The 25,353-nt window shown below is 59.5% G+C and carries 22 protein-coding genes; 6 read left to right on the forward strand and 16 right to left on the reverse strand.

The features are described from left to right. Positions 1-200: 200 nt before the first annotated feature. From B3I26_RS05465 to B3I26_RS05500, 8 genes are all read right to left on the reverse strand, one after another. Positions 201-3,776, reverse strand: a complete 3,576-nt coding sequence (locus B3I26_RS05465) for a glycosyltransferase (RefSeq protein WP_296255928.1) — start codon at positions 3,774-3,776, stop codon at positions 201-203. A 121-nt stretch (positions 3,777-3,897) separates the two neighbouring features. Continuing rightward, positions 3,898-5,511: a flagellar hook-associated protein 3 gene (locus B3I26_RS05470; RefSeq protein ID WP_296255930.1), complete on the reverse strand. Its 1,614-nt coding sequence runs from the start codon at positions 5,509-5,511 to the stop codon at positions 3,898-3,900. A gap of 13 nt (positions 5,512-5,524) precedes the next feature. Continuing rightward, positions 5,525-7,570, reverse strand: coding sequence for a flagellar hook-associated protein FlgK (flgK, locus tag B3I26_RS05475; RefSeq protein ID WP_296255932.1), 2,046 nt, complete (start codon positions 7,568-7,570; stop codon positions 5,525-5,527). Between the two features lie 10 nt (positions 7,571-7,580). Beyond that, on the reverse strand, positions 7,581-8,843 hold the full coding sequence (gene flgJ / locus B3I26_RS05480) for a flagellar assembly peptidoglycan hydrolase FlgJ (protein WP_296255934.1): 1,263 nt from the start codon (positions 8,841-8,843) through the stop codon (positions 7,581-7,583). Positions 8,844-8,854: 11 nt separating this feature from the next. Beyond that, positions 8,855-9,964, reverse strand: a complete 1,110-nt coding sequence (locus B3I26_RS05485; RefSeq protein WP_296255936.1) for a flagellar basal body P-ring protein FlgI — start codon at positions 9,962-9,964, stop codon at positions 8,855-8,857. Between the two features lie 13 nt (positions 9,965-9,977). Then, positions 9,978-10,691, reverse strand: coding sequence for a flagellar basal body L-ring protein FlgH (gene flgH, locus B3I26_RS05490; protein ID WP_296255939.1), 714 nt, complete (start codon positions 10,689-10,691; stop codon positions 9,978-9,980). Positions 10,692-10,798: 107 nt separating this feature from the next. Continuing rightward, on the reverse strand, positions 10,799-11,587 hold the full coding sequence (gene flgG, locus B3I26_RS05495; RefSeq protein ID WP_296255940.1) for a flagellar basal-body rod protein FlgG: 789 nt from the start codon (positions 11,585-11,587) through the stop codon (positions 10,799-10,801). 46 nt (positions 11,588-11,633) lie between these two features. After that, on the reverse strand, positions 11,634-12,374 hold the full coding sequence (locus B3I26_RS05500) for a flagellar basal body rod protein FlgF (protein WP_133750661.1): 741 nt from the start codon (positions 12,372-12,374) through the stop codon (positions 11,634-11,636). A gap of 272 nt (positions 12,375-12,646) precedes the next feature. On the opposite strand from B3I26_RS05500, the gene B3I26_RS05505 reads away from it, so the two are divergent. Continuing rightward, a complete protein-coding gene (locus tag B3I26_RS05505; RefSeq protein ID WP_296255942.1) occupies positions 12,647-12,826 on the forward strand; it encodes a hypothetical protein in 180 nt (59 codons plus the stop codon). A 293-nt stretch (positions 12,827-13,119) separates the two neighbouring features. On the opposite strand, the gene flgE is transcribed toward B3I26_RS05505, so the two are convergent. From flgE to B3I26_RS05535, 6 genes are all read right to left on the reverse strand, one after another. Then, entirely contained in the window at positions 13,120-14,454 is a 1,335-nt protein-coding gene (gene flgE / locus B3I26_RS05510) for a flagellar hook protein FlgE (protein ID WP_296255943.1), read from the reverse strand. A 28-nt stretch (positions 14,455-14,482) separates the two neighbouring features. After that, positions 14,483-15,211 (reverse strand): flagellar hook assembly protein FlgD, encoded by a 729-nt coding sequence (gene flgD, locus B3I26_RS05515; RefSeq protein ID WP_296255946.1) that lies wholly within the window; start codon positions 15,209-15,211, stop codon positions 14,483-14,485. Positions 15,212-15,226: 15 nt separating this feature from the next. Then, positions 15,227-15,670: a flagellar basal body rod protein FlgC gene (gene flgC, locus B3I26_RS05520; protein WP_296255948.1), complete on the reverse strand. Its 444-nt coding sequence runs from the start codon at positions 15,668-15,670 to the stop codon at positions 15,227-15,229. 3 nt (positions 15,671-15,673) lie between these two features. Continuing rightward, positions 15,674-16,081 carry a flagellar basal body rod protein FlgB gene (gene flgB / locus B3I26_RS05525; protein ID WP_296255950.1) on the reverse strand — a complete coding sequence of 136 codons (408 nt, stop codon included), beginning with the start codon at positions 16,079-16,081 and terminating at the stop codon, positions 15,674-15,676. A gap of 415 nt (positions 16,082-16,496) precedes the next feature. Further along, positions 16,497-17,324, reverse strand: coding sequence for a protein-glutamate O-methyltransferase CheR (gene cheR, locus B3I26_RS05530; RefSeq protein WP_296255952.1), 828 nt, complete (start codon positions 17,322-17,324; stop codon positions 16,497-16,499). A gap of 44 nt (positions 17,325-17,368) precedes the next feature. Then, the gene (locus tag B3I26_RS05535; RefSeq protein ID WP_296255953.1) at positions 17,369-18,301 is read right to left on the reverse strand and encodes a chemotaxis protein CheV; all 933 of its coding nucleotides are present in this window, start codon (positions 18,299-18,301) and stop codon (positions 17,369-17,371) included. A gap of 75 nt (positions 18,302-18,376) precedes the next feature. Here B3I26_RS05535 and flgA point away from each other — a divergent pair, with 75 nt between their 5' ends. From flgA to B3I26_RS05555, 4 genes are all read left to right on the forward strand, one after another. Further along, a complete protein-coding gene (gene flgA, locus B3I26_RS05540; protein ID WP_296255956.1) occupies positions 18,377-19,138 on the forward strand; it encodes a flagellar basal body P-ring formation chaperone FlgA in 762 nt (253 codons plus the stop codon). Between the two features lie 159 nt (positions 19,139-19,297). Continuing rightward, positions 19,298-19,615: a flagellar biosynthesis anti-sigma factor FlgM gene (gene flgM / locus B3I26_RS05545; protein WP_296255958.1), complete on the forward strand. Its 318-nt coding sequence runs from the start codon at positions 19,298-19,300 to the stop codon at positions 19,613-19,615. 49 nt (positions 19,616-19,664) lie between these two features. Further along, a complete protein-coding gene (locus B3I26_RS05550) occupies positions 19,665-20,132 on the forward strand; it encodes a flagella synthesis protein FlgN (protein WP_296255959.1) in 468 nt (155 codons plus the stop codon). 82 nt (positions 20,133-20,214) lie between these two features. Next, complete coding sequence (locus B3I26_RS05555) at positions 20,215-20,955, forward strand: flagellar brake protein (RefSeq protein WP_296255961.1); 741 nt, start codon at positions 20,215-20,217, stop codon at positions 20,953-20,955. A gap of 105 nt (positions 20,956-21,060) precedes the next feature. Here B3I26_RS05555 and B3I26_RS05560 read toward each other — a convergent pair whose 3' ends face one another. Both B3I26_RS05560 and B3I26_RS05565 read right to left on the reverse strand, forming a co-directional pair. Beyond that, positions 21,061-22,518, reverse strand: coding sequence for an MFS transporter (locus B3I26_RS05560; RefSeq protein WP_296255963.1), 1,458 nt, complete (start codon positions 22,516-22,518; stop codon positions 21,061-21,063). Between the two features lie 55 nt (positions 22,519-22,573). Further along, the gene (locus B3I26_RS05565; protein ID WP_296255991.1) at positions 22,574-23,815 is read right to left on the reverse strand and encodes a glutamine synthetase family protein; all 1,242 of its coding nucleotides are present in this window, start codon (positions 23,813-23,815) and stop codon (positions 22,574-22,576) included. A 335-nt stretch (positions 23,816-24,150) separates the two neighbouring features. Here B3I26_RS05565 and vioA point away from each other — a divergent pair, with 335 nt between their 5' ends. Beyond that, positions 24,151-25,269, forward strand: coding sequence for a dTDP-4-amino-4,6-dideoxy-D-glucose aminotransferase VioA (gene vioA, locus B3I26_RS05570; RefSeq protein ID WP_296255964.1), 1,119 nt, complete (start codon positions 24,151-24,153; stop codon positions 25,267-25,269). Positions 25,270-25,353: the final 84 nt, after the last annotated feature.

The following is a 25,353-nucleotide window of genomic DNA, read 5'->3' on the forward strand; positions in this document are numbered from 1 at the left end:
CACACGCTGCGGGCCGGGCTGATCAGGGCCTGTCTGCGGATGCGTCGTTCGCCGCATGCCAGCGCCAGCGGTGCATGACTTATGGCGTTATCCGCCTGACGTAGCAGGAAGCACGCCAACTCTGTTTCGCCTGAGCAGGAGGGATGAGATAGCGCGGCGGGCGTCCGAGTGGCACCCGCCGTACGGGAAACGCAAGTTTTTCAGTCGGCCAGCCAGCCATTGACCCAATGCTGGAGGTTGTCACCACGCAGTATGTAGTCGCGCATCACGATCTCTTTCAATTCATCGCCCATCCGATAGCTGGCAACCGGGTCGGCCAGGTGCATGCGGATCGCTTCGAGCCACTCTTCAGTGCTGTTGCTGATAATGCGGGTACAGGGCAGGTAACCCTCGTAAGCCCGGGTATCGCTGCAGATCACCGGATAACCGCAGGCGCCGTACTCCAGCAGTCGCAGGTTGCTTTTGCAGTCATTGAAGATGTGGTACTCCAGCGGGGCCAGCGCCAGATCGAGGTTCAGGCTGGCAAGCTTGGCCGGGTAGGCATGCAGCCCGACCGCAGGGTGGAATTCGTGAACGTAGGGTTTCAGTGCCTCGGGGCACATGCCGAAGAACACCCACTCCACCTGATCCGCCAGTTCACGCACCACATCGGCAATGATCTCCAGATCGCCCGCATGACTGGTACCACCGCCCCAGCCTACCCGGGGCTTGCCAGAGGTCTGCCGCTGACTACGCACTCCGCTCCACAATTGCGAAGCCAGCATGTTCGGCACCACGCGAATGTCCTGATGCAGCCCTGACAGGGCATCGGCCAGCGCTGTCGTGGAGACCACGACGCGATCACACAGGCTGGTGCCCAGACGGACCATGCTCTCCATGTTGCTCGGCATGCTGCGCAGGTGACCGTTTTTCTTCGGCACGCTGATCACATAATCGTCCAGCTCATAGATGCGTCGCGCATTGGAGTAGGTCTTCAACTTGAGGACCTCATCGATCGAGGCCTGACTGTAGCGGCACTGCACGATGATCACATCGGGCGACTGGCGCTCCAGATCGATGATCGACGGCGAGTCATAGCTCAGGCGCCCCTCGATGCGGCCATCGGCCTCCAGTTCCAGAAACGGTTGGGAAACGCGGTAATGCCCGACGGCCGTGCTGTTGACGGGCATTGCCAGAACATTGGGCAAGCGTCTTGTCGAATAAGGATTCCAGCCTTTTTTAAGGCCCGGCTCAAGGCTGTAAAACGAGCCGGTCAGACGCAGGTTGGGGTTATAGGCCGGATCGCGAGCCACGGTCGGCAACCAGCGCAGATAGAACGCCTGTTGATCGTTGATCTGAAGCTGTTTTTCTCGCTGCTGCTCGACCACCGGCAACGCACCTACGGCCAACAACGCTCGTGGCGCCCAGACCACCAGATAACCGGATTGACGCGCCCGCAGGCAAAGGTCTACTTCATTCAGGCTGCCCGTGAAGCCGGTGCTGTCGAGCCCGCCCAGTTGCTCGAACAGGGCCCGACGCACCAACAGGCATTCGGGCCCCACGGCGCTCAGGTTCTGCGTTGCCTTCAGACGCAGCAAATGGCCCGCAGCGTTCAGTGGCTCGCCGAAGAAAGCCGGACCGGCGGGCCCGTGGTAACCCAAAATGAGCCCAGCCTGGAGCACATAGCCTTCGGCGCTGAACAGCTTGCCGCCGACCACGCCCACCTCAGATCTGCGCCCATGATTGAGCAACTCGTCGAGCCAGTCGGCATTAGCGACCACCGCATACACGCTGAGCATCAACAGGTAGTCGCCGCGCGCCAGAGACGCGGCGTAATTGCGAATGTCGCCAGCGTTGCCCTGCCCTGCGTAATGCACCACTCTGAGTTTGTCGCCGCCTACGGCCTGCATGTCAGCCAGCCAGGCGCGCGCGTCTACGCCCAGGCTGCCGTGATCGACGATCAGCACTTCGTAATTGCCGTAGGCGGTGTGGGTCAGCATCGTTTCAATGCAACGCTGCAACGCGGCCAACTGGTCCTTATGGACGATGACCACCGACACCAGCGGCTGATCGACACTGAGGTATTGAACCTGATTGATCAGCGGCTGCTCGGTCTCATGCAAACGATGTTCTATACCCAGGCGCAGCAAATGCGCCTTGAGCACTTCGGCGCTTTGTTCGACCACCTGATCGAGTTTGAGCCACTGATCAAAGGCCAGTTGGGACTCGACCAGAATTTCGGCCACGTGATGCACGACGGCACCGCGCGCCTCGAACAGACGCCAGATCGCATCGTGAGGCGCCAGTTCGCCATAACGCGGGTCGAAACCGCCGAGCCCGGTGATCGCCTCCAGTTGGAAGGCCAGCACCCGGCCGACGTAGGGATAACTGCGCAGCAGATCGAGGTTGAAACCGGGCTTGAACACGGGCTCTGCCGACTCGCCTTTGTGCAAGGCACCCTCGTCGCTGTAGATGCACAACACATCGGCTGTTGAAGCGATGCGTTCGGCCAGGATCAGCAGCGCGCAATCGATCAGGCGATCACCGGCGCGCAACAGGTACAGCCAGTCGACGCGCTGCAACTGAGGCACAAGCGTGTTCAACTGCGTCACCCAGTCGGCTTGCGCCGGCAGCGTAAATACCCGCTCGTGCAGCACCGCCTCTTCACAGCTGGCGGACAGCACCAGAATCAACTCCGGTGGATACAGCTGGGCTTCGAGGCTTTCCAGCGTCAGTGCCAGACTGGCCGGACTGCCAGACGGGTCAAGAACCACCGCCACCAGCTTGGGCTGCACCGGCCAGGTAGAGACGATATCGGGAACACGCGCCCGCTCGGCGCCGAACAGCGTGCGATAACTCAGCCATTGCTGATACAACCCGGCAAAACTTTCGCTGTCGCTGCCGACCCGCCATGGCAGCACGGCCTGTCGGTCACCCAGCATGCGACTGAGCGGCAACTCCTGCCATACGCGGGATTCGTCATACGCCTCAGCCAGGGGTACAAAACGGACCCAGCCGTAATCAGGTGCGTCCTCGCCTGCACGTGCCTTGAGCATCTCCCTGAGCCAGTCGCGCTCACCGTCGACCCGGTCAATGACCGCCTGCTGGCGGCTGAAGCGCTCGGGGTGCAAGCGCTCGGCGCTGAGCACATCGTTGAGCATGACCATGTTGCCGCGCTTGAGCAGACAGATGTACAGCGCAAAATCGACCAGCGCCGTGAACCCGTCCCCGACCTCTCTGAGGGCGGGCAGAATCTGCGCCACATCGCTGCTGCGCATCAGCGAACTGGTAAAGCCGCCCAGAAAGTTGGTCGGGGAGATATCAAAGACCGACAGCAGGTCAGCACCGTAGAACAACGCACTGACTTCGGCGAGGGGGCAGTTCTCGATGCGCGCGGGCAGTTGGATGTCATCCGGATCGCAGAAATAGCGCTGAGCCAGCACCAGACTGACGTCGTCATGCTTATCCAGCACCTGCGCCTGCCGGGCAACTGCGGCAGGAAACAGCCGGTCGTCATCGCACAGGAACTTGATGAACTGCCCACGGGCCTCGTTCAGGCCTACCAGCAAGTTGCCGACAAAGCCCTGACGTCTGGGGTTGCGAACGTAACGCAACGTTGCAGACCCCGTCCCTGTCAGCTGTTCGACGATCTGCTCGATTTCATCGCCCTGGCTGTCATCACAGACCACCACCTCCAACGGCTGCCACGTCTGCGCCAGGGCATCCAGCAGCGCCCGACGGAAAAAGCGCGGGTTGTAGGCGGGTATGACGATGCTGACCAGAGGAGCTGAATTCACGGGCGGGCTCACTGAGCGGCGCGTTTCCTCGCGGGAAGGAAGGACTTGCCGCTGATATTAACGATAGAGACTCAGCGGTGGCGAAGCCGGATGAATCCGGCCTCGCCTTGCAATGGGATGATTACAACTTGCTGAACAAATTCAGCGCAGACAGTTGCGTGAAGACCAGTTGCGAGGCCTGCAACATGGTCTTTTGCAGGGTCAGGCGCGCAATGGCGTCCACCGGATCGGAGGCGGTGATGGTACCTGCTTCGGTCGTGCCGTTATCAATCAGGTTCTGGTTAGTAACACCCTGGTCGGTCGCGGTCCTGGACCTTGCACCGCCGTCACTGACCGCATTGGAGATCTGATTGGAGGCACTGGTGAGGTTGCCGATGGTCGAGGTCAGCGTGGCCTGCAGTTTTTGCGCTGCAACCGGATCGCCATCGACCTTGCCATTGAGCGCAGTGATCACGTTCGACAGGGTATTGAGCACGTTCTGCGTTTGCTGGGTCGACGACGACGCGGTGAACTGATCACCGCTGGCCAGCGACGGTGGAGTACCACTGAAGGTAAAGGTCACACCCGCGGCGACCGCCTGGTTGGCAACCGGCGATCCGCTCAGCGTGCCGGTGGACACCGGCTTGCTGGTCGCCGCATCGTAGGGTGCTGCGTACAGGCTGAACGTGGTGGCGTCGGAAAAACGCAGCACCGCCCCGCCATTTGGGAACGTCTTGTCGAACGTCGCCTGATCGGTGACCTTGGAGCTGGTGATGACCGTGGAGCTCGACGAGTTACTTGGCAGGCGAGCGGTACTGACGGTGCTCGGTGACACTGCCAGCTCGAAGGTATGTGGCGATGCTGTCATCGCGGCGTCGGCTTCAGCGGAGCTGCCGTACTGCGCAGTCGTCAGGTTGATGTTCAGGCTCATTTCCAGGCCACGGAACGTGATGGCCTGAGACGCACCGCTGGTGGTGGCGAACTTGCCTGCCTGGCTCGCCTCGCCGGTGACGTCAGTACCATCCTTGTCGAGGATCGTGTACTGGCTGCCATTGGTGAAGCTGATGCTGTAAGGCTGACCGGTCGTGAACTTGCTGTTGTAGGCAGCCGTGTCGCTGACGCTGCCGCCGGACAAGGAAATCATCCCGTCGTCGGTGGTCGGCGAGGTCAGGCTGGCCGTGGTGCGTGTCGTGTTGACCGCCTGCTCGAAGGCGTCCCAGCCAGTGGTATTGCTGGCCATGGAAATGCCGCTGCCGATGTCCAGCATGTTGCGCGTTTGGTCGCCCTGATAGCTATAGGTGCCATCGGGATTGACCACGTAGGGCTCGGTGGTGGATTTGGAACCGGCGAACAGATACGAACCGTTGGCGTCCTTGCTGTTCATCAGGCCAAGGATTTGCGTCTGCAGCTGCTTGAGCTCGGCCGCGTTGGCCTGGCGGTCCTTGTCGGTAAAGGTGGCGTCATTGGCCCCCAGCACCAGTTCCTGGGCGCGCTGGATCGCCTGGGTGATGGACGTCATCGCCGTCTCGGTCTGGACCACACCGGTATTAATGCTGTCGATGTTGGACTTGTACTGATTAAGCTGGGTACCCATCTGCTGCAGTTGCAGAACGCGAGCTGCGCCGACCGGATCGTCGGCCGCCGTATTGAGCTTGATCTGACTGGCCACCTCGTCGCTGGTCTTGGTGGTATTGGCGTAGTTACGCGAGTAGTTCGCAGCACTGGTCTCGTAAAACTGAGCGGTGGAAATACGCATGAATTACGACTCCTTAAAGACTGTTGATCAGCGTGCTGAAGATGGTTTGAGCCGCTTTGATGATCTGCGACGACGCGGTGTAGTACTGCTGATACTTGAGCAGGTCAGCCGCCTCTTCATCCAGCGACACGCCGGAAACGCTGTCGCGCGCAGATTTGGCCTGGGTCAGCACGGCAGTGGTCGCCGTGGCATCGTTCTTGGCCTGAGCCGCCTTGGAACCGACCGTGGTGATCATGTTGCTGTTGGCGCCACTGAGGCTCATGCCCGTGCCATTGCCCAACGAGTTGTCGACCGTCTGCTTGGTCTGCAGCGTTAGCGCCGTCTGCGAGTTGCGGTTATCCGCAGAGCCAGCGCCCGTGAGCGCGATGCTGTAAGTATCGCCACTGGTGGCCGAACCGGAGAGGGTCATGCCGATACTGAACGACTGCGCCGTGCCCGTAGAATCGGTGTACCCCACATTCAGGGAGATATCGTTGCTCTGTCCCTGAACCACGTTGCCGGTGATCGCGTTACCGTCCTTGTCCTTGACGGCCGCGCCATTGGCATCGATCAGTGAATAGGACTGGGCGCCATTGGTGACGTCGCCCAGTACCAGACGCATTGGCGTCGCACCACTGATGGCGCTGCGCAGATCGGTAGTGGCCGTGGTGTCGTAGATATCGGCCAGGGTATTGAGGGTTGGCTGAGTGAACGTCGCCGAGCCTTTGTTACTCGCACCCGCGGTGCCCGTCAGCGCTGCTGCGGTGGCGATGGCTTTGGGGTCGGTCATCACCGTCTTGATGTTGGCGGCGCCGGTGGCCGTCGGGCTGATCTTGAAGCTGTCGCCCTCGGCGGAGCTGCCGGTGAACTTGAGCGAGAACCCATCGATGACCGGGGCGCTGCTGTCACTGGTGTTGTACGAGCCCATGTCTTTGCCATCAGACAGACGCTTGACGCTGTACTGGCCGCTGGCGTCGGTGAACGTCACCTGATAGTTGTTAGTGGTCAATGCGCCGGTGTCGCTGATCGAAACAGCAAAGTTGCCGGATGTCTGGGCGTTTTTCGCGTTAGCCAGGCTGCGCTGACTGGTCAGACTTGTATCGTTGATGCTGTTGAACAAGTTGCTGCCGTAGTTGCCGTTGGCATCAACGCCCTGGTTCATCTGCTGGTTGACCTGATCGGCAGCAACCACCGCCAGGCGGCCCAGCTCGCTGGCCGCCGGTTGCAGCACGTCGCTGCGGTAGCGCACCAGACCACCCAGCGTACCGCCGGTGACGACACCGGTCACATCCACGCTGCTGTTCTGATAATTGAGCTTGAGCGAATAAACGCTCGGATCGGCGTCACTCGGCGTCGCAGACAGAGTATTGGCCGTGGTGCCTGTGACCAGCGGTTGGCCGGTGCCGATGTAGACGTCATAGCTGCTGTTGGATTCGACGACTTTGGCGCCCACCAGATCATTGAGTTGACGCACCGCTTCGTTACGCGAATCGAGCAGCGAGTTCGGCTGGCTACCGGAGGCCTGGGCCTGAGTGATCTGCTTGTTCAGGTCAGCGATCGAAGACGCCAGCGAATTGACCTGCCCTGCGACCGCGGTCATCTGCGTATTGATCGTCGCGTTCTGGTCTTTCATCTGCGAAGAAATCGCGTTGAATTGCGCAGTCAGCGCCGAGGCGCTGGTCAGAAAATCGGTACGCGCGGCGGAGTCGGTCGGTTTGTCCGAAAGCGCCTGCAACTTGGTGAAGAAATTACTCAGCACGGTGCTGACGCCGGTCGAGCTGCTCGACAGCATCGAGTCCAGCTTGCTGGCCTGACCGAGGTAGGCCTGGGCGTCGGAGTCGAGCGACGTACTGGTCTGCAATTGGGTATCGAGGTAGCCATTGTAGATGCGACGCACGTCAGACAGCGTGGTGCCGGTGCCGATGAAACCGACGCCGATATTCTGCTGCGCACTGGCAGTGGTCAGCACCTGCTGGCGCGAGTAGCCCTGCGTGTTGACGTTGGCCGTGTTGTTGCCAGTGGTGTTCATCGCGGCGTTGCTGGCGGTCAACCCTGAAAGCCCGATTGAGATCAGTGACATGGTTCAAACCTTATAAAGTCGTGGAAGAGCCCGATGCGGCTGCGTAGTTCTGGTAGCTCTTCATCTGTTTTGCTATGTGAGAAATCTTGCTGGCATAACCCGGGTCGGTGGCGTAACCGGCTTTCTGCAGCTCTTTCACAAACTGTTCCGGGTTATCGGCCGATTTCAGCGTAGCTTGATAGCGGCTGTTGTTCTGCAGGAAGCTCACCAGGTCGTGGAAGCTGCTGGCGTACGAATCATAGGAGCGGAAGTCCGCCGTTTCCTTGACCATCTGGCCGTCGCGGAACTCGCTGGTGATGGCGCGCGCTTCAGGTCCCTGCCAACCGCCCTGGGCCTTGATGCCGAACAGGTTGTGACTGCTGCTGCCGTCGGATTGACGCATGATCGATTTACCCCAGCCGGTTTCCAGCGCGGCCTGGGCCACCAGCACCGTTGGGTCGACGCCGATACGGGCGGCAGCGTCCTTGGCCAAGGGCAGCATGGTCGCGACAAACTCGTCGGCGTTGGCGAATGCCGCCTTGCCGGGCGCCAAGGGCGTCTGCACCCGGTTGCGCACATACGCGTCGGCCTGCGCGGTGTATTCCGGTCCAATGGTCCAGTCGCCATTGCTGCCTGCCTTTTTAGCGGCGGCCACGGCGTTGGAAACAGCAATACGGTTTTTCAGCGTGGTAGCGCTGGCGGCCGCATCCTGTGTGGCGGCTGTGTTGGGAACGATGCCGGCCATGATCCGGTCGCTCAATTTGCTTGGCAGCGAAAGACGACGCGAATTGAGCGCTGCGACGTCGTTGTGTGGCGTGCCGTCGGCAGCGGTCGCAGCGGCGGTCACCGAGCGCGTAGCCCACAGCGGTCGCTGGGCAACTCGCGTCGCCAGAGCAGGCGTCGCCTGGCTGGCGTCTGTCTTGGCGGCTGCCGTGGTATCAGCAGTGGCGGGCGCAACGGTGCCGGCCTTGATCTTGGACAGTTGGCGCATCAGCACGTCCTGCAGACCGATACCTCCACCCTCGCGCGACATGCTCACCGACAGTTGCTGGTCGTACATGTCCTGATACTGCCGCGTTGCCGCGGTGTTCATCGGGTTATCCTTGGCCAGCACTTCGTTGGCCGAACGCATGGCCTTGAGCATTTGGCTGACGAACAGCGACTCGAACTCCTGCGCCACTTTCTTGAGATTCGCATCGCTGTCGCGGTCGCCATTCTTCATGGCGGTCAGACGATTGAGGTCGGTATACGCCCCCGAATCGCCCGAAGACACACCGCCGCTGGGAATACTCATGCTCGCTTACCTTAAATCACGATCAGGTCGGCTTGCAGCGCGCCGGCCTGTTTCAGTGCTTCGAGAATCGCCATCAGGTCGCCTGGCGCCGCGCCCACCTGGTTGACCGCACGCACGATCTCGTCAAGCGTGGTGCCAGGGCCGAACTTGAACATTGGGTGCATTTCCTGCGCTGCGTTGACCTTCGAGCGCGGCACCACGGCGGTCTGGCCGTTGGAGAACGCACCCGGCTGGCTGACCACAGGGTCCTCGGTGATGGTCACGGTAAGGCTGCCGTGGGTAACAGCCGCAGGCGAAACCTTAACGTTCTGGCCGATCACAATGGTGCCGGTACGCGAGTTGATGATGACTTTGGCCGAGGTCTGGCCCGGATCGATTTCCAGGTTTTCCAGCACCGACAGGTAGTCGACGCGCTGATTGGGGTCCAACGGCGCAGTCACGCGCACGGAGCCGCCATCCACCGCTTGGGCGACGCCTGGGCCGAGCATGTCGTTGATTTTGTCGACGATGCGCTTGGCTGTGGTGAAGTCATTGCGATTGAGGTTCAGGGTCAGCGAGTTGCCCTGATTAAAACCGCTCGGCACCGCGCGTTCGACCGACGCACCGCCAGGAATACGCCCCGAGGACGGAACGTTGACGGTGATCTTCGAGCCATCACGGCCTTCGGCGTCAAAACCGCCGACCACCAGGTTGCCCTGAGCGACCGCGTAGACGTTGCCGTCGATACCCTTCATCGGCGTCATTAACAGGGCACCGCCGCGCAGGCTTTTCGAGTTACCGATGGACGACACCGTGATGTCGATCTGCTGACCCGGTTTGGCGAACGGCGGCAAATCGGCGTACACCGCCACCGCTGCGACGTTCTTCAACTGCACGGTGCCCGAACCTGCCGGCACCTTGATGCCGAACTGCGAGAGCATGTTATTGAAGGTCTGCAGGGTAAACGGCGTCTGCGTGGTCTGGTCACCCGTGCCGTTCAGACCCACCACCAGACCGTAACCGATCAACTGGTTGGTGCGCACGCCAGAGATACTGGCAATGTCCTTCAGGCGCTCGGCGTGAGCACCCAGGGCCGCGGTGAACAACAGTGCCGCTGCTATCAGCTGCTTGAACGTGATCATGGCTATCCCGGTATCAGAAAGGGAACAACGGGCTGAGGAAGAATCGGTCGAACCAGCCTGGCTGACTGGAATCGGCAAATGCCCCTGTACCGGAATAAGTGATCCGTGCATCGGCCACGCGAGTGGACGACACGGTGTTGTCCGTGGCGATGTCATCGGCCCGGATGAGGCCGGCAATCCGCACCAGCTCATCACCGGTGTTCAGCGTCATCCACTTTTCGCCGCGCACCGAGAGGATGCCGTTGGGCAGCACGTCGGCCACGGTGACCGTGATCGAACCGGTCAGGCTGTTGCTCTGCGCCGCCTTGCCGTCGCCCTTGGTCGCGCGGTCGCCGCTGTAGCCGGCGTCCAGGCTCAGGTTGCCGCCGCCCACCGGGTTGCTGGTACTGACACCGGCACCGAACAGCGACGTCAGGCCCAGGCTGGTTTTGCTGGTCTTGCTGATGCCGGAACTGGCGGCCTTGCTGGCAGCCATTTTCTCGGAGAGGGTGATGGTGATGATGTCACCGACCCGGTACGCCTTGCGGTCGCCGTAGAGATTCTGCTCGAAACCGGCCTGATAGATCGAGCCGTTGTTCGCCGCCGACGGCAGCGGCGTTCGAGGCAACACCGGCGCGTAGTAAGGGTCATTGGGTTTGGCCGAGGGCGCAACGCAACCGGTCAACAGCGCGATACCGCACAGCGGTGCTGCCAACAGGGAAAGCCGCAATACAGAAAGCCGTTTCATGACACTTAAAACCTCGCGGTGTAGCAGGCGTTTCAGGCGCCCCATCGGATTGATCAGGTGTTTATTGCAGGACATCAGGCGTTTCAGGTTCCGTTTACCGCCGCGCGTCAAAGATTCTGAGTGACGTACTGCAGCATCGAGTCGGCGGTGGAAATGACTTTGGAGTTCATCTCGTAGGCGCGCTGGGTGGTGATCATGTTCACCAGCTCCTCCACGGTGCTGACGTTGGAGTTTTCCAGGGTGTTCTGTTTGATCACACCCAGCCCCGTCAGCCCTGGCGTACCGACTTGTGGAGCGCCGCTGGAAGCGGTTTCCAGGTACAGGTTGCCGCCTTCCGATTGCAGCCCGGCCGGGTTGATGAAGTCGGCGGTCTGAATATTGCCGATGACCTGCGGCGTGGCGGTGTTGGTGGACGTGGTGATCGACACCGTGCCGTCTTCGCCTACCGTGAATGTCTGCGAGTCTTGCGGGACGACGATCGCAGGTTCCAGCGCGTAGCCGTTGGCGGTGACGATTTGACCATTGCTGTCCAGATGGAATGTACCGTCGCGGGTGTAGGCCACAGTGCCGTCAGGCTGACGAATCTGGAAGAAACCCCGACCGTTGACCGCCATGTCCAGCGGCTGGTTGGTGGTTTGCAGGCTGCCGGCCGTAAAGTTCTTCTGCGTGCCGACGATGCGCACGCCGGTACCCAGTTGCAGACCTGAAGGCAGCTCGCTGTCCTGAGTGGACTGGGCGCCTGGCTGACGCTTGATCTGGTACAAAAGGTCCTGAAATTCGGCGCGATCACTTTTGAAACCGGTGGTCGACACGTTGGCCAAGTTGTTCGAAATGGTCGTCAGGTTGGTGTCCTGAGCGGCAAGGCCGGTTTTAGCTACGTAGAGTGCCGGAAGCATTCTTAATCTCCTCGAGCGCCTGATTGTCGGCGCAAGCTGTCAGTCATTAGCCCATTTGCAAGACGCGAGCCATCGACTCGTCATCCTGCTCGGCGGTCTTCATCATTTTGATGTGCAGTTCGAATTGCCGGGACAAGGCCAGCACCGACGTCATTTCGTCGACGGCGTTGACGTTGCTCGACTGCAGAAATCCCGATTCCACCTGCACGTCGGCATCGGCCTGCGCCGGTTTGCCGTCTTTGGTGTGCATCAGACCGTCGGGGCCTTTTTCCATGTTCTTCAAGTCCGGCTTGACCAACTTGATACGGTCGATCTGGGCCATCACTTTCGGGCTCTCACCGAGCGAACGCAGGCTGATGGTGCCGTCGGCGCCGATTTCAATCTGCTGCTGAGGCGGCACGGCGATCGGCCCGCTGTTGCCCATGACCGGCAAACCATTGCCATCGCGCAGCACGCCCAACGCGTCAATATTCATGCTGGAGGTGCGGGTGTAGGCTTCACCGCCGTCCGGCGTCTGCACGGCCATCCAGCCATTGCCTTTGACGGCAACGTCCAGATCGCGACCGGTATCGATCATCGAACCCTGGCTGAAGTCGGTGCCGGGACGCTCGCTCATGGCATAAGCGCGCGACGGATTGACCTCACCAAACACCGGCATCGAGCGGGCCTGTTCGAGGTCGCGCTGAAATCCGTTGGTCGAGACGTTCGCCAGGTTGTTGGCATGGGCCTTTTGCGCGATGGCATTTTCCGACGCCCCGCTCATGGCCACGTAAAGCAACTTGTCCACAGTCTTCCTCCTCTGCCAGACGCTTGCCGCCTGTAGCTGTACTGCAGAGGTAATAGCAATAATCGAACCAGTTTTTCAGGCGTGATACAAAGCGCTGATTTGCCAATGGTTATTGGGCGCCAGCCCGGTGTAAGACCGGCGCGGGGCCTCGCCGCGACGGTGGACCGCCACATTCAGCAGAAAACGGCGCCATCTGCGCCAAAAAAATTTCCTTGCCGGAGCGATAATTGCAGCGGCTTAGCTCGCTAGTCTTTTACCAACGGGAATTCGTCATGCGTTTGCGCCTCACCCTCCTCCTCGCCCTCGGCGCCTGTTCGACACTGACGCTTGCCGAGACTGCGCCTTATTACCTGTGGCAGGGCAAGCACAAGACGGTCTGCGCCCAGACCAGCCCAGGAAAGGGTTGGACCAAGGTCAGTGGCAGGTTTGTGAAGTCGGATTGTTCAATATGATCTGCAGATAACGCTGGGCGGAGCGCCGATCTGGTAACGCAGAGCGTTCGAGGATGCACACCCACGCGACGCGAGGCAGCGATTATTGTTTTCACCCTGGGACTCAGGTCGACGGATTGGCGCCTGGATCAACCTCACTTGCGCAGATGACGTGTTGATGCAGTTCTGCGTATGGGCATGAAAAGCCACAGCGGCCGCAGTTGACAGCGCCAGTTCCGGGCCGAGCCCCAACGGTCAGGAAAACACAAAAAAGCCCCTCGCGGGAGGGGCTTGGTGAAAGCGTTCCAGCGCTATCAGGTCATCTGAATGGTGGTCTGCATGATGGTGCTTTCAGTCGAGATCGTCTTGGCGTTCGCCTGATAGTTGCTCTGCGCCTTGATCAGGTTGACCAGTTCGCTGGTCAGATCGACGTTGGATTCTTCGAGCGCCTGCCCGGTCAACGATCCCAGCGTACCCGACTCAGGCGCGCCGGTAACCGGCGTTCCCGATGCGTAGGTCTCACGCCAGTTGGTACCACCTGCCGGCGCCAGCCCCTGGACGTTGGCAAAGTTGGTCAGCGATACCTGGCCAATCACTTTGGATTGACCGTTGGTGTATGAGGCGAAGATGTTGCCCGTCGCATCGACGTTCATGGCACTGATCTGCCCGGTGGCGTAACCGTCTTGAGGGTTGGAAATCGCGCCAGCTGCCGAGTTGGTTTGGGTGGTCGCCAACATGTTGAGCTTCATGCCGGTAGCATTACCGGACGCTCCATTACTGGCCCACGTCGTGGTACTGCCAACGGTGGTCGCGGCAGCAGGCACCCAATTGTTAACAGTAAAGATGCCGTCGGTACCGATTGAAATATTAGGCGAATCAGTAACGTCGGGCGCACCGGTACCGGTGGTAATCAAATTGCCTGACGAGTCGAACGTCAATTTGGTGGCATCAGCTGTCGTCGAGCTTGGGGTCGAAATGCTTCGCCCGTCGATCAAGCTGTACATGGTCCAGGTATTGGTGTCGGTCTTGGCGAAATATTGGCTCAGAGAGTGCTCATTGCCCTGGCTATCGTAGATAGGCGTACTCCAAGTCGTGTTGTAACTGGTGGAATCACTCGGATCGAACGTCGTCACGGTTGGCACGGTCGCGGAAGAGTTGAGGTTCGACGCCATGGTGATCGTGCTGGTGCTCTTGGGCGACAGGTTGGAGGAGTCGATCCGTAAGCTGCTAAGTACGCCAGTGGCCAAATTGCCGCTGGAATCCAGGCTGTACCCTTGCAGGTTGTTGCCCGACTCATCGATAACATACCCGTTCGAGTCGGTATGGAACGCACCGGCGCGGGTATACAGCTTGTCGCCGTTGTTACTGACCATGAAGAAGCCATTGCCGTTGATGGCCAAATCCAGGCTACGCCCGGTGCCGGTGTTCAACGAACCCTGGGTGAACTGCTGCGAAACTGCCGCGGTGGTTACACCACTGCCGGTAGACGTGGCACCGGACGTGCCGCGAATCGATTGCGCGTACTGGTCGGCAAACTCTGCACGAGAAGATTTGAAGCCAGTGGTCGCCACGTTGGCAATGTTGTTGCCGGTAACGTCCAGACTTTTGTTTGCTGCATAAAGCCCGCTAAGGCCAACGTTGAAAGACATGGTTCACTCCTGCGCCGTCTAGCCGGCTTCAAATTCCGATTTTCTGTACTTTGGACAATGCAATACTGTTGCCGCTGGCCAGATTGAGCGTCATGTCCGCCCCGCTGGTCCCCATGGTGACGCTGCTGACAGTGGCCGGCAGGTAGGTGGTCAGCGCCGTGCTGGTGCCATCGAGACTGCCGTTGGCGACGAAACTGTAGTTACCCGACGCCAGCGTTTCGCCGCTTTCATCCTTACCGTCCCAGGTGAAGCTGGCGGTGCCGGCCGCCTGGGTGCCCAGATCAAGGGTGCGCACGACAGAGCCTGCCGAGTCGTAGACCTTGACCGTGGTCGCGGAGCTGGAGGACGGCAGGACCACCGAGCCGGTCAGCCCGGTCGAGGTGTCCACCGAAGTGGCGCCTGCGTCGACAACCACTGAACGCCCAACCAGCGAGGACGCCTGCAGTGCCTGGGACGACTGATACTGCGTGCTGATCGAGTCGACCGTGCTGCTCAGGTTCTGCATGGTTTCCAGGCTGCTGAACTGCGCCAACTGCGCCACGAACTCGCTGTTATCCTGCGGATCAAGCGGGTTCTGGTTCTGCATCTGGGTGACCAGCAGCTTGAGGAACGAATCCTTGCCCAGCGAGCTGGTGCCGGTGCTGCTGGCTGTGCTTGCAGAGCTGGAGGTACTGCTCGTGCTCGACGTGGTGCCGGTCGATTGCAGCGACTTGAGCAATGCCGCCGAGGCATCGTTGCTGGTGTTAGTAACCGTCATGACTTTCGCCCCTTATCACTGACCCAGGGTCAGCACCTTCTGCATCATGGTTTTCGCGGTGTTCATGACTTCCGCATTGGTCTGGAACGAACGACTGGCCGAGATCATGTCAGCCATCTCGTTAACGACGTTGACGTTCGGGTAGTAGACGTAACCGTTCTTGTCGGCCGCCGGGTGGTTTGGCTCGTAACGTGCTTCCAGGTTCGAGGTGTCCTCGACGATGCCGGAAACCTGCACGCCGGTGCCGGCCTGGCCCTGGTCTTCGAACAGCGAAGCACTGTCGCCGGATTCCTGCCCCTGAAACACGGTGGCGAACACCGGGTGACGGGCGCGGTAGGTTTTGTCCACACTCGAGGACACGGTTTCGGCGTTGGCAATGTTACTGGCCACGGTGTTCAGGCGAGTGTTCTGGGCACTCATGCCGCTACCGGCAATATTGAAAACACTGGATAGAGACATGAATTACTCTCCGCGCAGGGCTGCAACCAGCCCTTTGAACTTACTGTTGAGCAACGTGAAGCTGGCCTGGAAGCCGATGGCATTCTCGGCGTAGTTCGCATTTTCGACCTGGGAGTCGACGGTGTTCTGGTCCAGCGACGGTTGCGACGGCGTGCGATAGAGCAGGTTTGCTTCGCCCACGTCCATGCCTTGAGCTTCGATGTGGCGGCTGTTGGTCATGTTCAGGTCAAAGGTGCCGTTGTTGGCCTTGTCGCTTTGGGCAGCCAACACCTTGGAAAAGTCCAGGTCACGCGCCTTGTAGTTGGGCGTGTCGGCGTTTGTGATGTTGTTGGCCAGCACTTCTGCACGTTGGGCGCGGAAGTTCAGCGCTTTCTCGTGAATGCCCAGTGCGTTTTCGAAGCTGATGCTCATGTCGGGAAACCTTTACCGGTTGACCAGATGTTCGTGACTGAGAGATAGCAAGCGGCGTGCCATGTTCTGGAACGACCGTATTTGTGGGGCTTCGGAGGGGTTTGACGGTGGGGATGCCAGAAAAGCGGCAAGTGATTTCCGCTGCGGGGGAGGAAAGCGGCAAGGGCAGTGCCGTTTTTTTGCCGCTGCTGGTTGAGAAAAGCAGGTTATGTATCGGCCCTTCTTACTTGAGGCTCCGTCCAGGACGGGGACTTTTCTGCCCCTCCGGTGGGTTACTTTTTCGACTCTTGGAAAAAGCGACCCGCTGTAAGCGCGGAACCGCACTCAGTGCCACCCTCGAAAACGGATACACGAAAAATCAACGCGACAAAAAGAAAAACCCGCCGGAGCGGGTTTCGTCAATCAGTCAGCAGACTCACTTGGCCTTATAGATGATCCCGGGGCTGCACTGGACCATCTGATAATGATCAGGCAATCCGTTCAGTGCCTCTGACGCCCCGAGGAACAGATACCCCCCAGGCTTGAGCGTCGAATGAATACGCAGCAGGATGTCCTTCTTCACCTCGGCCGAAAAATAAATCAACACGTTGCGGCAAAACACGATATCGAACTTGCCCAACGCTGCATAACTGTCCAGCAGGTTAAAAGAGCGAAATTCCACCCGGCTCTTGATCGGCGTCTTCACCGTCCAGCGGCCCGGCGTCTTCTGATCGAAATAACGCTGCAACCGGTCCGGCGACAACCCCCGACCGATGGCCAGGCTGTCGTACTCACCGGTCTTGCAGTTGTTCAACATACTGCCCGACAAATCCGTCGCCACGATCTGCGCGCCGGACTTCAATTGCCCCGGGTTGCTGCGCTCGAACTCATCGATGGACATAGACAACGAATACGGCTCCTGTCCCGATGAACAGGCCGCCGACCAGATGCGTGGACGCAGGCCAGGACTGGCCTTGATCTGCTCGGGTAGAACTTTGGTCTTTAGTACCTCGAACGGATAAGTATCACGAAACCACAGGGTTTCGTTGGTGGTCATGGCGTCCACCACCTGCTCACGCAGGCCGCTGCGGGGCTGGGTCTGGATGCGCTGGATCAACTCGCTCAGCGACTTGATGCCCTGCTGCTCCATCAGCTTGTTAAGGCGGCTGGATACCAGGTATTGCTTGTTTTCACCCAGCAAAATGCCACAGGCCTTTTCCAGGAAGACCCGGAACTGTTCAAAATCCAAATTACCTGTAGACATGCCGCCTCTCAAATCATGTGAACAGCAAGGAGGGAAATCCCTCCTCAGCTGATATCTGCTGCCTTGATACGATCTACCACTCTAGCTGCCAAATCGTCCGGCCGAAACTTGGCCAGAAAATCATCGGCGCCCACTTTCTTCACCATCGCCTGGTTAAACACCCCCGACAGGGAAGTATGCAGGACGATGTGCAGTTTCTGCATGCGCGGATCGCTACGGATCTCGGCAGTCAAGGTGTAGCCGTCCATCTCCGGCATTTCAATGTCGGAGATCATCATGAGGAACTCTTCTTCCGGTTTTTTGCCCTCGTCCACCAGCTTGCGCAAGAACTCAAGTGCCTGCCGGCCATCATTCAGCGCCGTCACTTCAACGCCTACGGTCTGCAGGCAGCGGGTCACCTGTTTGCGTGCCACCGATGAGTCATCGACTGTCAGTACCCGCAACGACACCGCCTTGTGTTGCACCTCTGCGCTCACGACGCCGGCAGAAATGTTCTCCGACACCGGGGCCACCTCGGCGAGGATTTTCTCCACGTCGATGATTTCCACCAACTGGTTATCGATACGCGTCACTGCCGTCAGGTAGTGGTCGCGACCGGTGCCCTTGGGTGGTGGATGAATGTCTTCCCAGTTCATGTTCACGATGCGTTCGACCGAATGCACCAGAAAGCCCTGAATCTTGGTGTTGTATTCGGTAATGATGACGAACGCATTGTCGACGCCGCCCAGCGCCGCCGAACCCGTTGCCATCGCCAGATCGAGGATCGGGATCGTCCCGCCACGAATATTCGCCACTCCGCGCACAATCGGACTGGATTTGGGCATGTGGGTAAGTTTTGGGCACTGAAGCACCTCTTTTACCTTGAACACGTTAATCCCATATAACTGCTTGCCTTCCAGACGGAACAGCAACAGTTCAAGGCGGTTCTGCCCTACCAGTTGAGTGCGCTGGTTCACTGAATCCATTACACCAGCCATGCACCACTCCTCCCAAAACGACCAATTGCGCATTGCCACGTCGGCAAGCGGCACGGGCCTTGCTATTTACCTGTCATGAACACACAAACGACAGTATCCCGACGCCTGACTTCCGCAACCCGCATTTTGTTGTGCGTGGTGACTGCGGTGTGTCTGCTTTGTGCCGCGCGGATCAGCCGTGCGGACAACGTGACCTTGCCTGAACAACTTATCGGCGTCACCCAAGGGTTTCTTGAATTCACAGTAGAAGACTATTTGACCACCAGCCAGACCGCCGGCCGCTATGAGATCGAAGTGAAACAACTCGACCCTCGCCTGCGCATGCCGCATTGCGACAAGGATTTGACGGCGTCCCTGGAAAGCCCGGCCCAACCCATTGGTCGGGTCACGGTCAAACTGCGTTGCGAAGGCAGCGCGCCATGGACGGTATTCGTGCCTGCGCAGGTACATCTGTTTCGCAACGTGGTGACCGTTATCCGCCCAATGAAGCGCGACGCCATCGTCTCGGACGCCGATATCACGCTGCGCGAACGTGACGTCGGGTTGCTGGGACAAGGTTTTCTCGATTCCGTGGATCAAGCGATCGGGCAGAAAGTAGTCCGACCAACGGTCATCGATCAGATTCTGACCCCGGTGCACCTCGAACAACCTCAGATGGTCCGCAAGGGTGATCAGGTCGTGATCAGTGCCCGCAGCGGTTCGATGAGCGTGCGCATGCCCGGCGAAGCGCTGTCGGACGGCGGTTTCAATGAGCAGATTCGTGTCAAGAACCTGAATTCCCAACGTGTGATCAAGGCCAATATCGTGGCTCCCGGTCAGGTCGAGGTGCCCATGTAAAGGTAATGTCCTCTGGCGCTACGCTTGCGCTTTTCCTACACTCGGAACCCATACGCCTGATGCGAAGTCCATTCAAGACTGTTTTCGCACGGGCCCTAAAGTTATTCCGGGTTTGGCCGAAACCAAGGCAAGCGTCCTAGAACCCAGAGGTTTTCAATCATGGTCATCGACTTCAGTCGTTTGAATAGCTCCACTACCGTTGGCAGTACGTCACGTACCGCCAGCACCAAGGAAACCGGCAAAACCGACGCTGCGGCAGCGGTCAGCACTTCCGAAAGCGTGAGCGGTAGCGGCGAGACAGTACATTTGAGCAGTGAAGCGCAACAGTTGCAGAAGATCACTGATTCGTTGCGTGATCAGCCCGTTGTCAACAGCAGCCGTGTCGCTGAGTTGAAACAGGCTGTCGCCGACGGCAGTTACAAGGTCGACAGCAACCGCGTTGCGAGCAAACTGCTTAATTTCGAAGCCCAGCGCTAGCCCCAGGTCTGCGCAGGGGCTTCTGGACGCTTAAATCCCAGGGCATGCGATGCAAGACACTACGTTGCTTCAACTGATTACCGACGATATTGCGCCAACCCAGCATCTGCTGGAGATCCTGAAGGCCGAGTCACTGGCGCTGCACGGTCGCGATATGGTCGAAATGGAACACATCCTGGCGCAAAAACAGGCGCTGGTGATCGTGCTCGAACAGCATGGACGCAGACGCAGTCAACTGCTGTCGAGTCTAGGCCTGCCCACCAGTCGCGCGGGACTCGAAGAAGTGGCCAAGCACTCGTCGGTAGGCGAAGCGTTGTTGAAAGCGGGTGACGAACTGAGTGCACTGATAGTCGACTGCCAGGCCGCCAACGAGCAAAACGGCGGTCTGATCCAGCTGCAGCAGCTGACCACGGCACAGCAACTCAGAATCCTCAACGGTGGTGATACCCCAACGCTCTACGACAGCCGGGGTTCGACCTCGGGAAGAGCCAGGCCACGTCCACTCAGCCAGGCGTAACTTCCTGTATCAAGGCGTGCAGCATGATGGCAAAATGCTTGAAGCTGCACGCTGTCGTTTTTTGCCTGGAGATGGATAGACCGTGAATGCCTCAAGCGCGGAAGAAGTTCCGCAGCCCCCGAAGGTACTGACCACGCCTTTGGAAATTGCCGCCAACATGCGCCTGCTGATGGAAAGTCATGATCCGCTGATCATTACTTTTCACGAGCGCAGTCATCGCTTCCAGAGCTACATCATTGGCGTCGACCGTGACAGCAACGAGATGTTGCTGGACGAAATGGTTCCGCGCGACGGCGAACGATTCCTGGCAAACGGCGAGCCCTTCCGCGTCGAGGGCTTTCACGACGGCGTGCGCATTGCTTGGGAGGTCAAGGCGCAGATGACCATTATGGAGGAGCGCCGCAGCTATCGCGGTCCCCTTCCAGAAGAAGTCGTCTACCACCAGCGCCGAAATGCCTTCCGCGCCGCGCTTAAACTGGCGTCTCTGGTCAATATCGAAATCGGCGGTGACAGGCTCAAGGCCCCATTGCGCGGCAAGTTGCTGGACATTTCCGCTACCGGCTGCAAGCTGCGTTTCGAAGGCGATGTCTCCGAACGCGTGCAGTTAGGTCAGGTGTATGAGCGCTTCATCGCCCACCTGCCCTTTGGCGCGATGACGACTTCGGTCGAGTTGCGGCATCTGCACTTCGAAGAAAAAATCAACACCACCTTTGCCGGCGTGCGCTTTCACAACATCAGTGGGCTGGTACAGCGTCAGGTTGAACGCTTCGTGTACCAGCTGCAGCGCGAGGCCCGGCGCTTCGACAAAGACGACGACTTCTGATCGCCTGATCCAAAACTGCGCCCACAGGACCCGCGCCAGCCGAGCCTTCCTGTGGGAGCACGCAGCTCCCACCTGCCAGGTCCTTCCCGCCTTTACCAGAACGCTCTACAACGGCCGATCGACGCCAACATCCCGCGACGCATCCGGCGCAGCATTGGGTCGGGACGGCGGAAGCTCGGCACTGGCATCGCCGTCCACCACGGCGACCGGACGCACGACGCCCTCCCCTGACGGAACGACACGCTCCGGTGTCTCCATCTCGGCTTGCGGCTCGGGCGGCGATTGACCTTCAGGCTCCGCAGCGGTCTGCATCTGCTCTTGAACCACCTGCTCATCGACCCGCGGATCCAGCGCCACCACCAAGGGCGAGCTGGACATGCTGTCCGGCATCGCGATGTGATGCAGTGGCGCATCTTCGACCTGGTGCAGATTGGTAACGGCCTTGGGCCGAATACGCAGCACCAGAATCAACGCCGTGAAGCAGACGAAGGCGTAGAGCATATTGCTGCCGAACTGTTTCATCAGCACCCCCGACACCAGTGGCCCGACACTGGCACCGATGCCGTAGGTCATTAACAGCATGGCCGTCAGCGAGACGCGCCGTTCGCCTTCGACGTGGTCGTTGGAAAATGCAACCGCCAGCGGATACAGCGAGAACTGCAGCAACGAGGCGACGAAACCCACGGCAAACAGTACTTCCATCGGCACGTTAGGGAAGATCGCCAGCGGCAACGCAGCCAGAACCAATAGCCCCGCGACGCCTCGAATCAGCCACGCGCGGTCATACCGGTCCGACAATTTGCCCAGCGGCCCCTGCACCACCAGCCCCGCACCGATACAGCAGGCCATGAACAAGCCGACGTGCTCGGTGGACATCCCTTGCTGTGCCGCATACAGCGGCGCCAAACCGTAAAACGAGCCGATGATCATCCCGGCGCTGAGCACCGTGGTCAGCGACTGCGGCACCCGGCGCATGAAGAACAACGGCTCAAGCGGTGCAGGTCGCATCGGCGCCGGGTGGATGCTGCGAGTCATCGCCACCGGCACCAGACACAGCGTAAAGCACATCGCTACCAGCATCAGCAACTCAGGCCCCAACTGCGGATGGACGACCAGAATCAACTGCCCCAGAACCAGCCCCAGGTAAGAGGCAATCATATAGCCGCTGAACACCATGCCGCGCTGTTTGGGCGAGGCCTGCTCGTTGAGCCAGCTTTCGATGACCATGTACTGACACATCATGCCCAGACCGACGATCATCCGCAGGAAGATCCACGCCGGCAGGTAGTCGACCAAGCCATGCCCAAGCACGGCGGCACCGACGATACCGGCACAGGTTGCGTACGCGCGAATATGCCCCACCCGGCCAATCAGCCGGTGGCCGATCTTGCCGCCCAGGGCCAGGCCGATGTAGTTCGCCGCCATCAGCGCACCGACCCAGAGGCCGTCCACCTGATCGGCAGCCAGACGCAAGGCAAGGTAGGTACTTAGAAGGCCGGAACCGATCAACATCATCAGTGAGGCGAAATACAGCGCTCGAAACGATTTCCAGATTTGGCGCATCAGCTTTCCAAAAACGAAAACCCTCCTCGACGGGAGGGTTTTCGAACTGCGGTTCTTAAGCCTGGGCAGCCAGGATACGACGCTCCCAGGGGGTTATTTCGTTGAAGAAACTGGTCAGTTCCAGCGTCTTCGACGCGATGTAGCCTTCGATGAATTCGGCACCAAACAGTTCCTTGGCCAAAGGGCTGCGTTTCAGACGTTCAAGGGCAGCATGCAAGGTACATGGCAACGACAGATTGTCCGGTACGGCGAACTCTCCCTGAATCGGCTCCGAAGCCGGCAGCCGCTGCTCGATGCCGTACAACCCGGCGGCCAGGCTGGCTGCGATGGCCAGGTAAGGATTGGCATCGGCACCCGGCAGGCGGTTTTCCACCCGTCGGGCCACCGGCGCGCTGGCCGGAATGCGCAACCCGGCCGCACGGTTATCGTGGGACCAGCACGCGTTGTTCGGCGAGGCGAAAGGATGACACAGACGGTGATAGGAATTGACGTTGGGGGCGAATAACGCGGTGAAATCTGCCATTGCCGCCTGCTGGCCACCGATGAAATGAAGAAAGGCCTCAGTCGCCTCGCCCTGCGCATCGCTGAAAATATTTTGCCCGGTGGCGCTGTCCACCACGCTTTGGTGAATGTGCATCGAACTGCCAGGGGTGTGGGCCAGCGGCTTGGCCATGCATACCACCGTCAGCCCATGCTTGAGCGCCACTTCCTTGAGCATGTGCTTGAACAAAAACGTCTGGTCGGCCAACAGCAACGGATCACCATGCAGCAGATTGATCTCGAACTGGCTTACGCCCATCTCGTGCATGAACGTGTCCCGAGGCAGACCCAGCGCAGCCATGCACTTATAGACTTCGCTAAAGAACGGACGCAAACCGTTATTGGAACTGATGCTGAACGCCGACTGACCGTCCTCGCGACGACCATCCAGGCCCACAGGCGGCTGAAATGGCTGAGCCGGGTCGCTATTGGGTGCAAAGACGAAAAACTCAAGTTCGGTTGCGACGACCGGAGACCAGCCGTGCCGCGCGTAGCGCGCAATCACTGCCTTCAACTGGCCACGCGTCGACAGGCGGGAGGGCTCACCGTCCAGCTCGTCAGCGTCACAGATCGCCAATGCGCGCGGCTCATCGCTCCAGGGCAGTCGATGAGTCTGCTGCGCGTCGGCTATCAACGCCAGATCGCCGTCGTCGCTGCCGTAGAATTTCGCTGCCGGGTAGCCGCCCATGATGCATTGCAACAGCACCCCGCGCGCCAATTGCAAACGGCGACCCTCCAGAAAACCTTCAGCGGTCATGACCTTGCCGCGGGGTACGCCGTTCAAGTCCGGGGTGACGCATTCGATTTCATCAATGCCCATCAATCGCTGCGCGAGAGAATTGTGGCCATCGCTCAACATGACTCAAATCCTTTTTATCAGGCAGGCCGCGATGCGGCGAGGCGTACAAAATAAGCTTCGGGCGTTCGGAATATCAAGCGCATCTTTGATTGAAGGACAGGTTGGCCGATTTCTTGCTATTTCCCGCTTACGGCACTTAGAACGCCATTTCGATGACAGCGAGCGCTTCGACCTCCGCCAGCTCGCAAGCATCATGTACGTCCAGCGGTGCGTACACAGGGCACAGGAATCCCATGAGCAAACTGATCCCCGTCACACAGCCTCTGCTGCCTCCGCTGGAAGAGTTCGTTCCTTACCTGGAAAAGATCTGGGAAAGCCGACGCCTGACCAACGCCGGCCCGTTCCACGAGAAGCTGGAAAAAGACCTGGCTGACTATCTGGGCGTCGAACATCTGTCATTGTTTTCCAACGGCACCCTGGCGCTGCTGACGGCGCTGCAGGCGCTGCGCATCACCGGCGAGGTGATTACCACACCCTACTCGTTCGTCGCCACGGCGCACTCGCTGCTGTGGAACGGGCTCAAGCCGGTGTTCGTCGACATTGCGCCCGGCTCGTTCAACCTGGACCCGGACCGGATCGAAGAAGCCATCACGCCTGAGACCACCGCGATCATGCCGGTGCATTGTTACGGCACCCCTTGCGATGTGGATCGTATCCAGCAGATCGCCGATCGCTACGGTCTGAAAGTGATTTACGACGCGGCCCATGCCTTCGGCGTCCGGCACCAAGGCCAGAGCCTGTTGCGACATGGCGATCTGTCGGTCCTCAGTTTTCACGCCACCAAAGTGTTCAACACGTTCGAGGGCGGCGCCATCGTCTGCCCTGATGCGAAAACCAAAAAGCGTATCGATTATCTGAAGAACTTCGGTTTCGCCGATGAGGTGACTGTCGTCGCCCCCGGCATCAACGGCAAGATGAGCGAAATCAATGCCGCGTTCGGGCTGCTGCAGCTCAACTATATCGATGCCGCGCTGGATCGCAGAAAGCAGATTGACGCCATGTACCGCGACGCGCTGTCAGTGATGCCGGGGCTGGAGTTGTTGTGGACACCTGACGATGACCACAACTTTTCCTACTTCCCGGTGCTGGTCGGTAAGGATTTTCCCATCACTCGTGACGCTTTGTTCGAGCGTTTCAGGGAGCGTGACATTCTGGTCAGGCGCTATTTCTACCCGTTGATTTCATCCTTTCCCATGTATCGGAATCTGGAGTCTGCCAAACCCGAGCGCCTGAAAGTGGCGACCGATATTTCCAGCCGGATCCTCTGCCTGCCGATTTTCGATGCCCTGACACCCGAGGAATTTGCCAGCATCATCGACGTTTTGCAGACGGTGATGGCTGAACACCCGTAATAAGGGCTTCTGGCATAAGACCGCTCGCCCGCTACTCGCCAACCCACAGCGCCCGACTCAGCGGGCGCTGTGGCCCTACCCAGC

Origin of the sequence: Pseudomonas sp. UBA5706 (assembly GCF_002419965.1) — a bacterium.
Lineage (GTDB): Bacteria > Pseudomonadota > Gammaproteobacteria > Pseudomonadales > Pseudomonadaceae > Aquipseudomonas.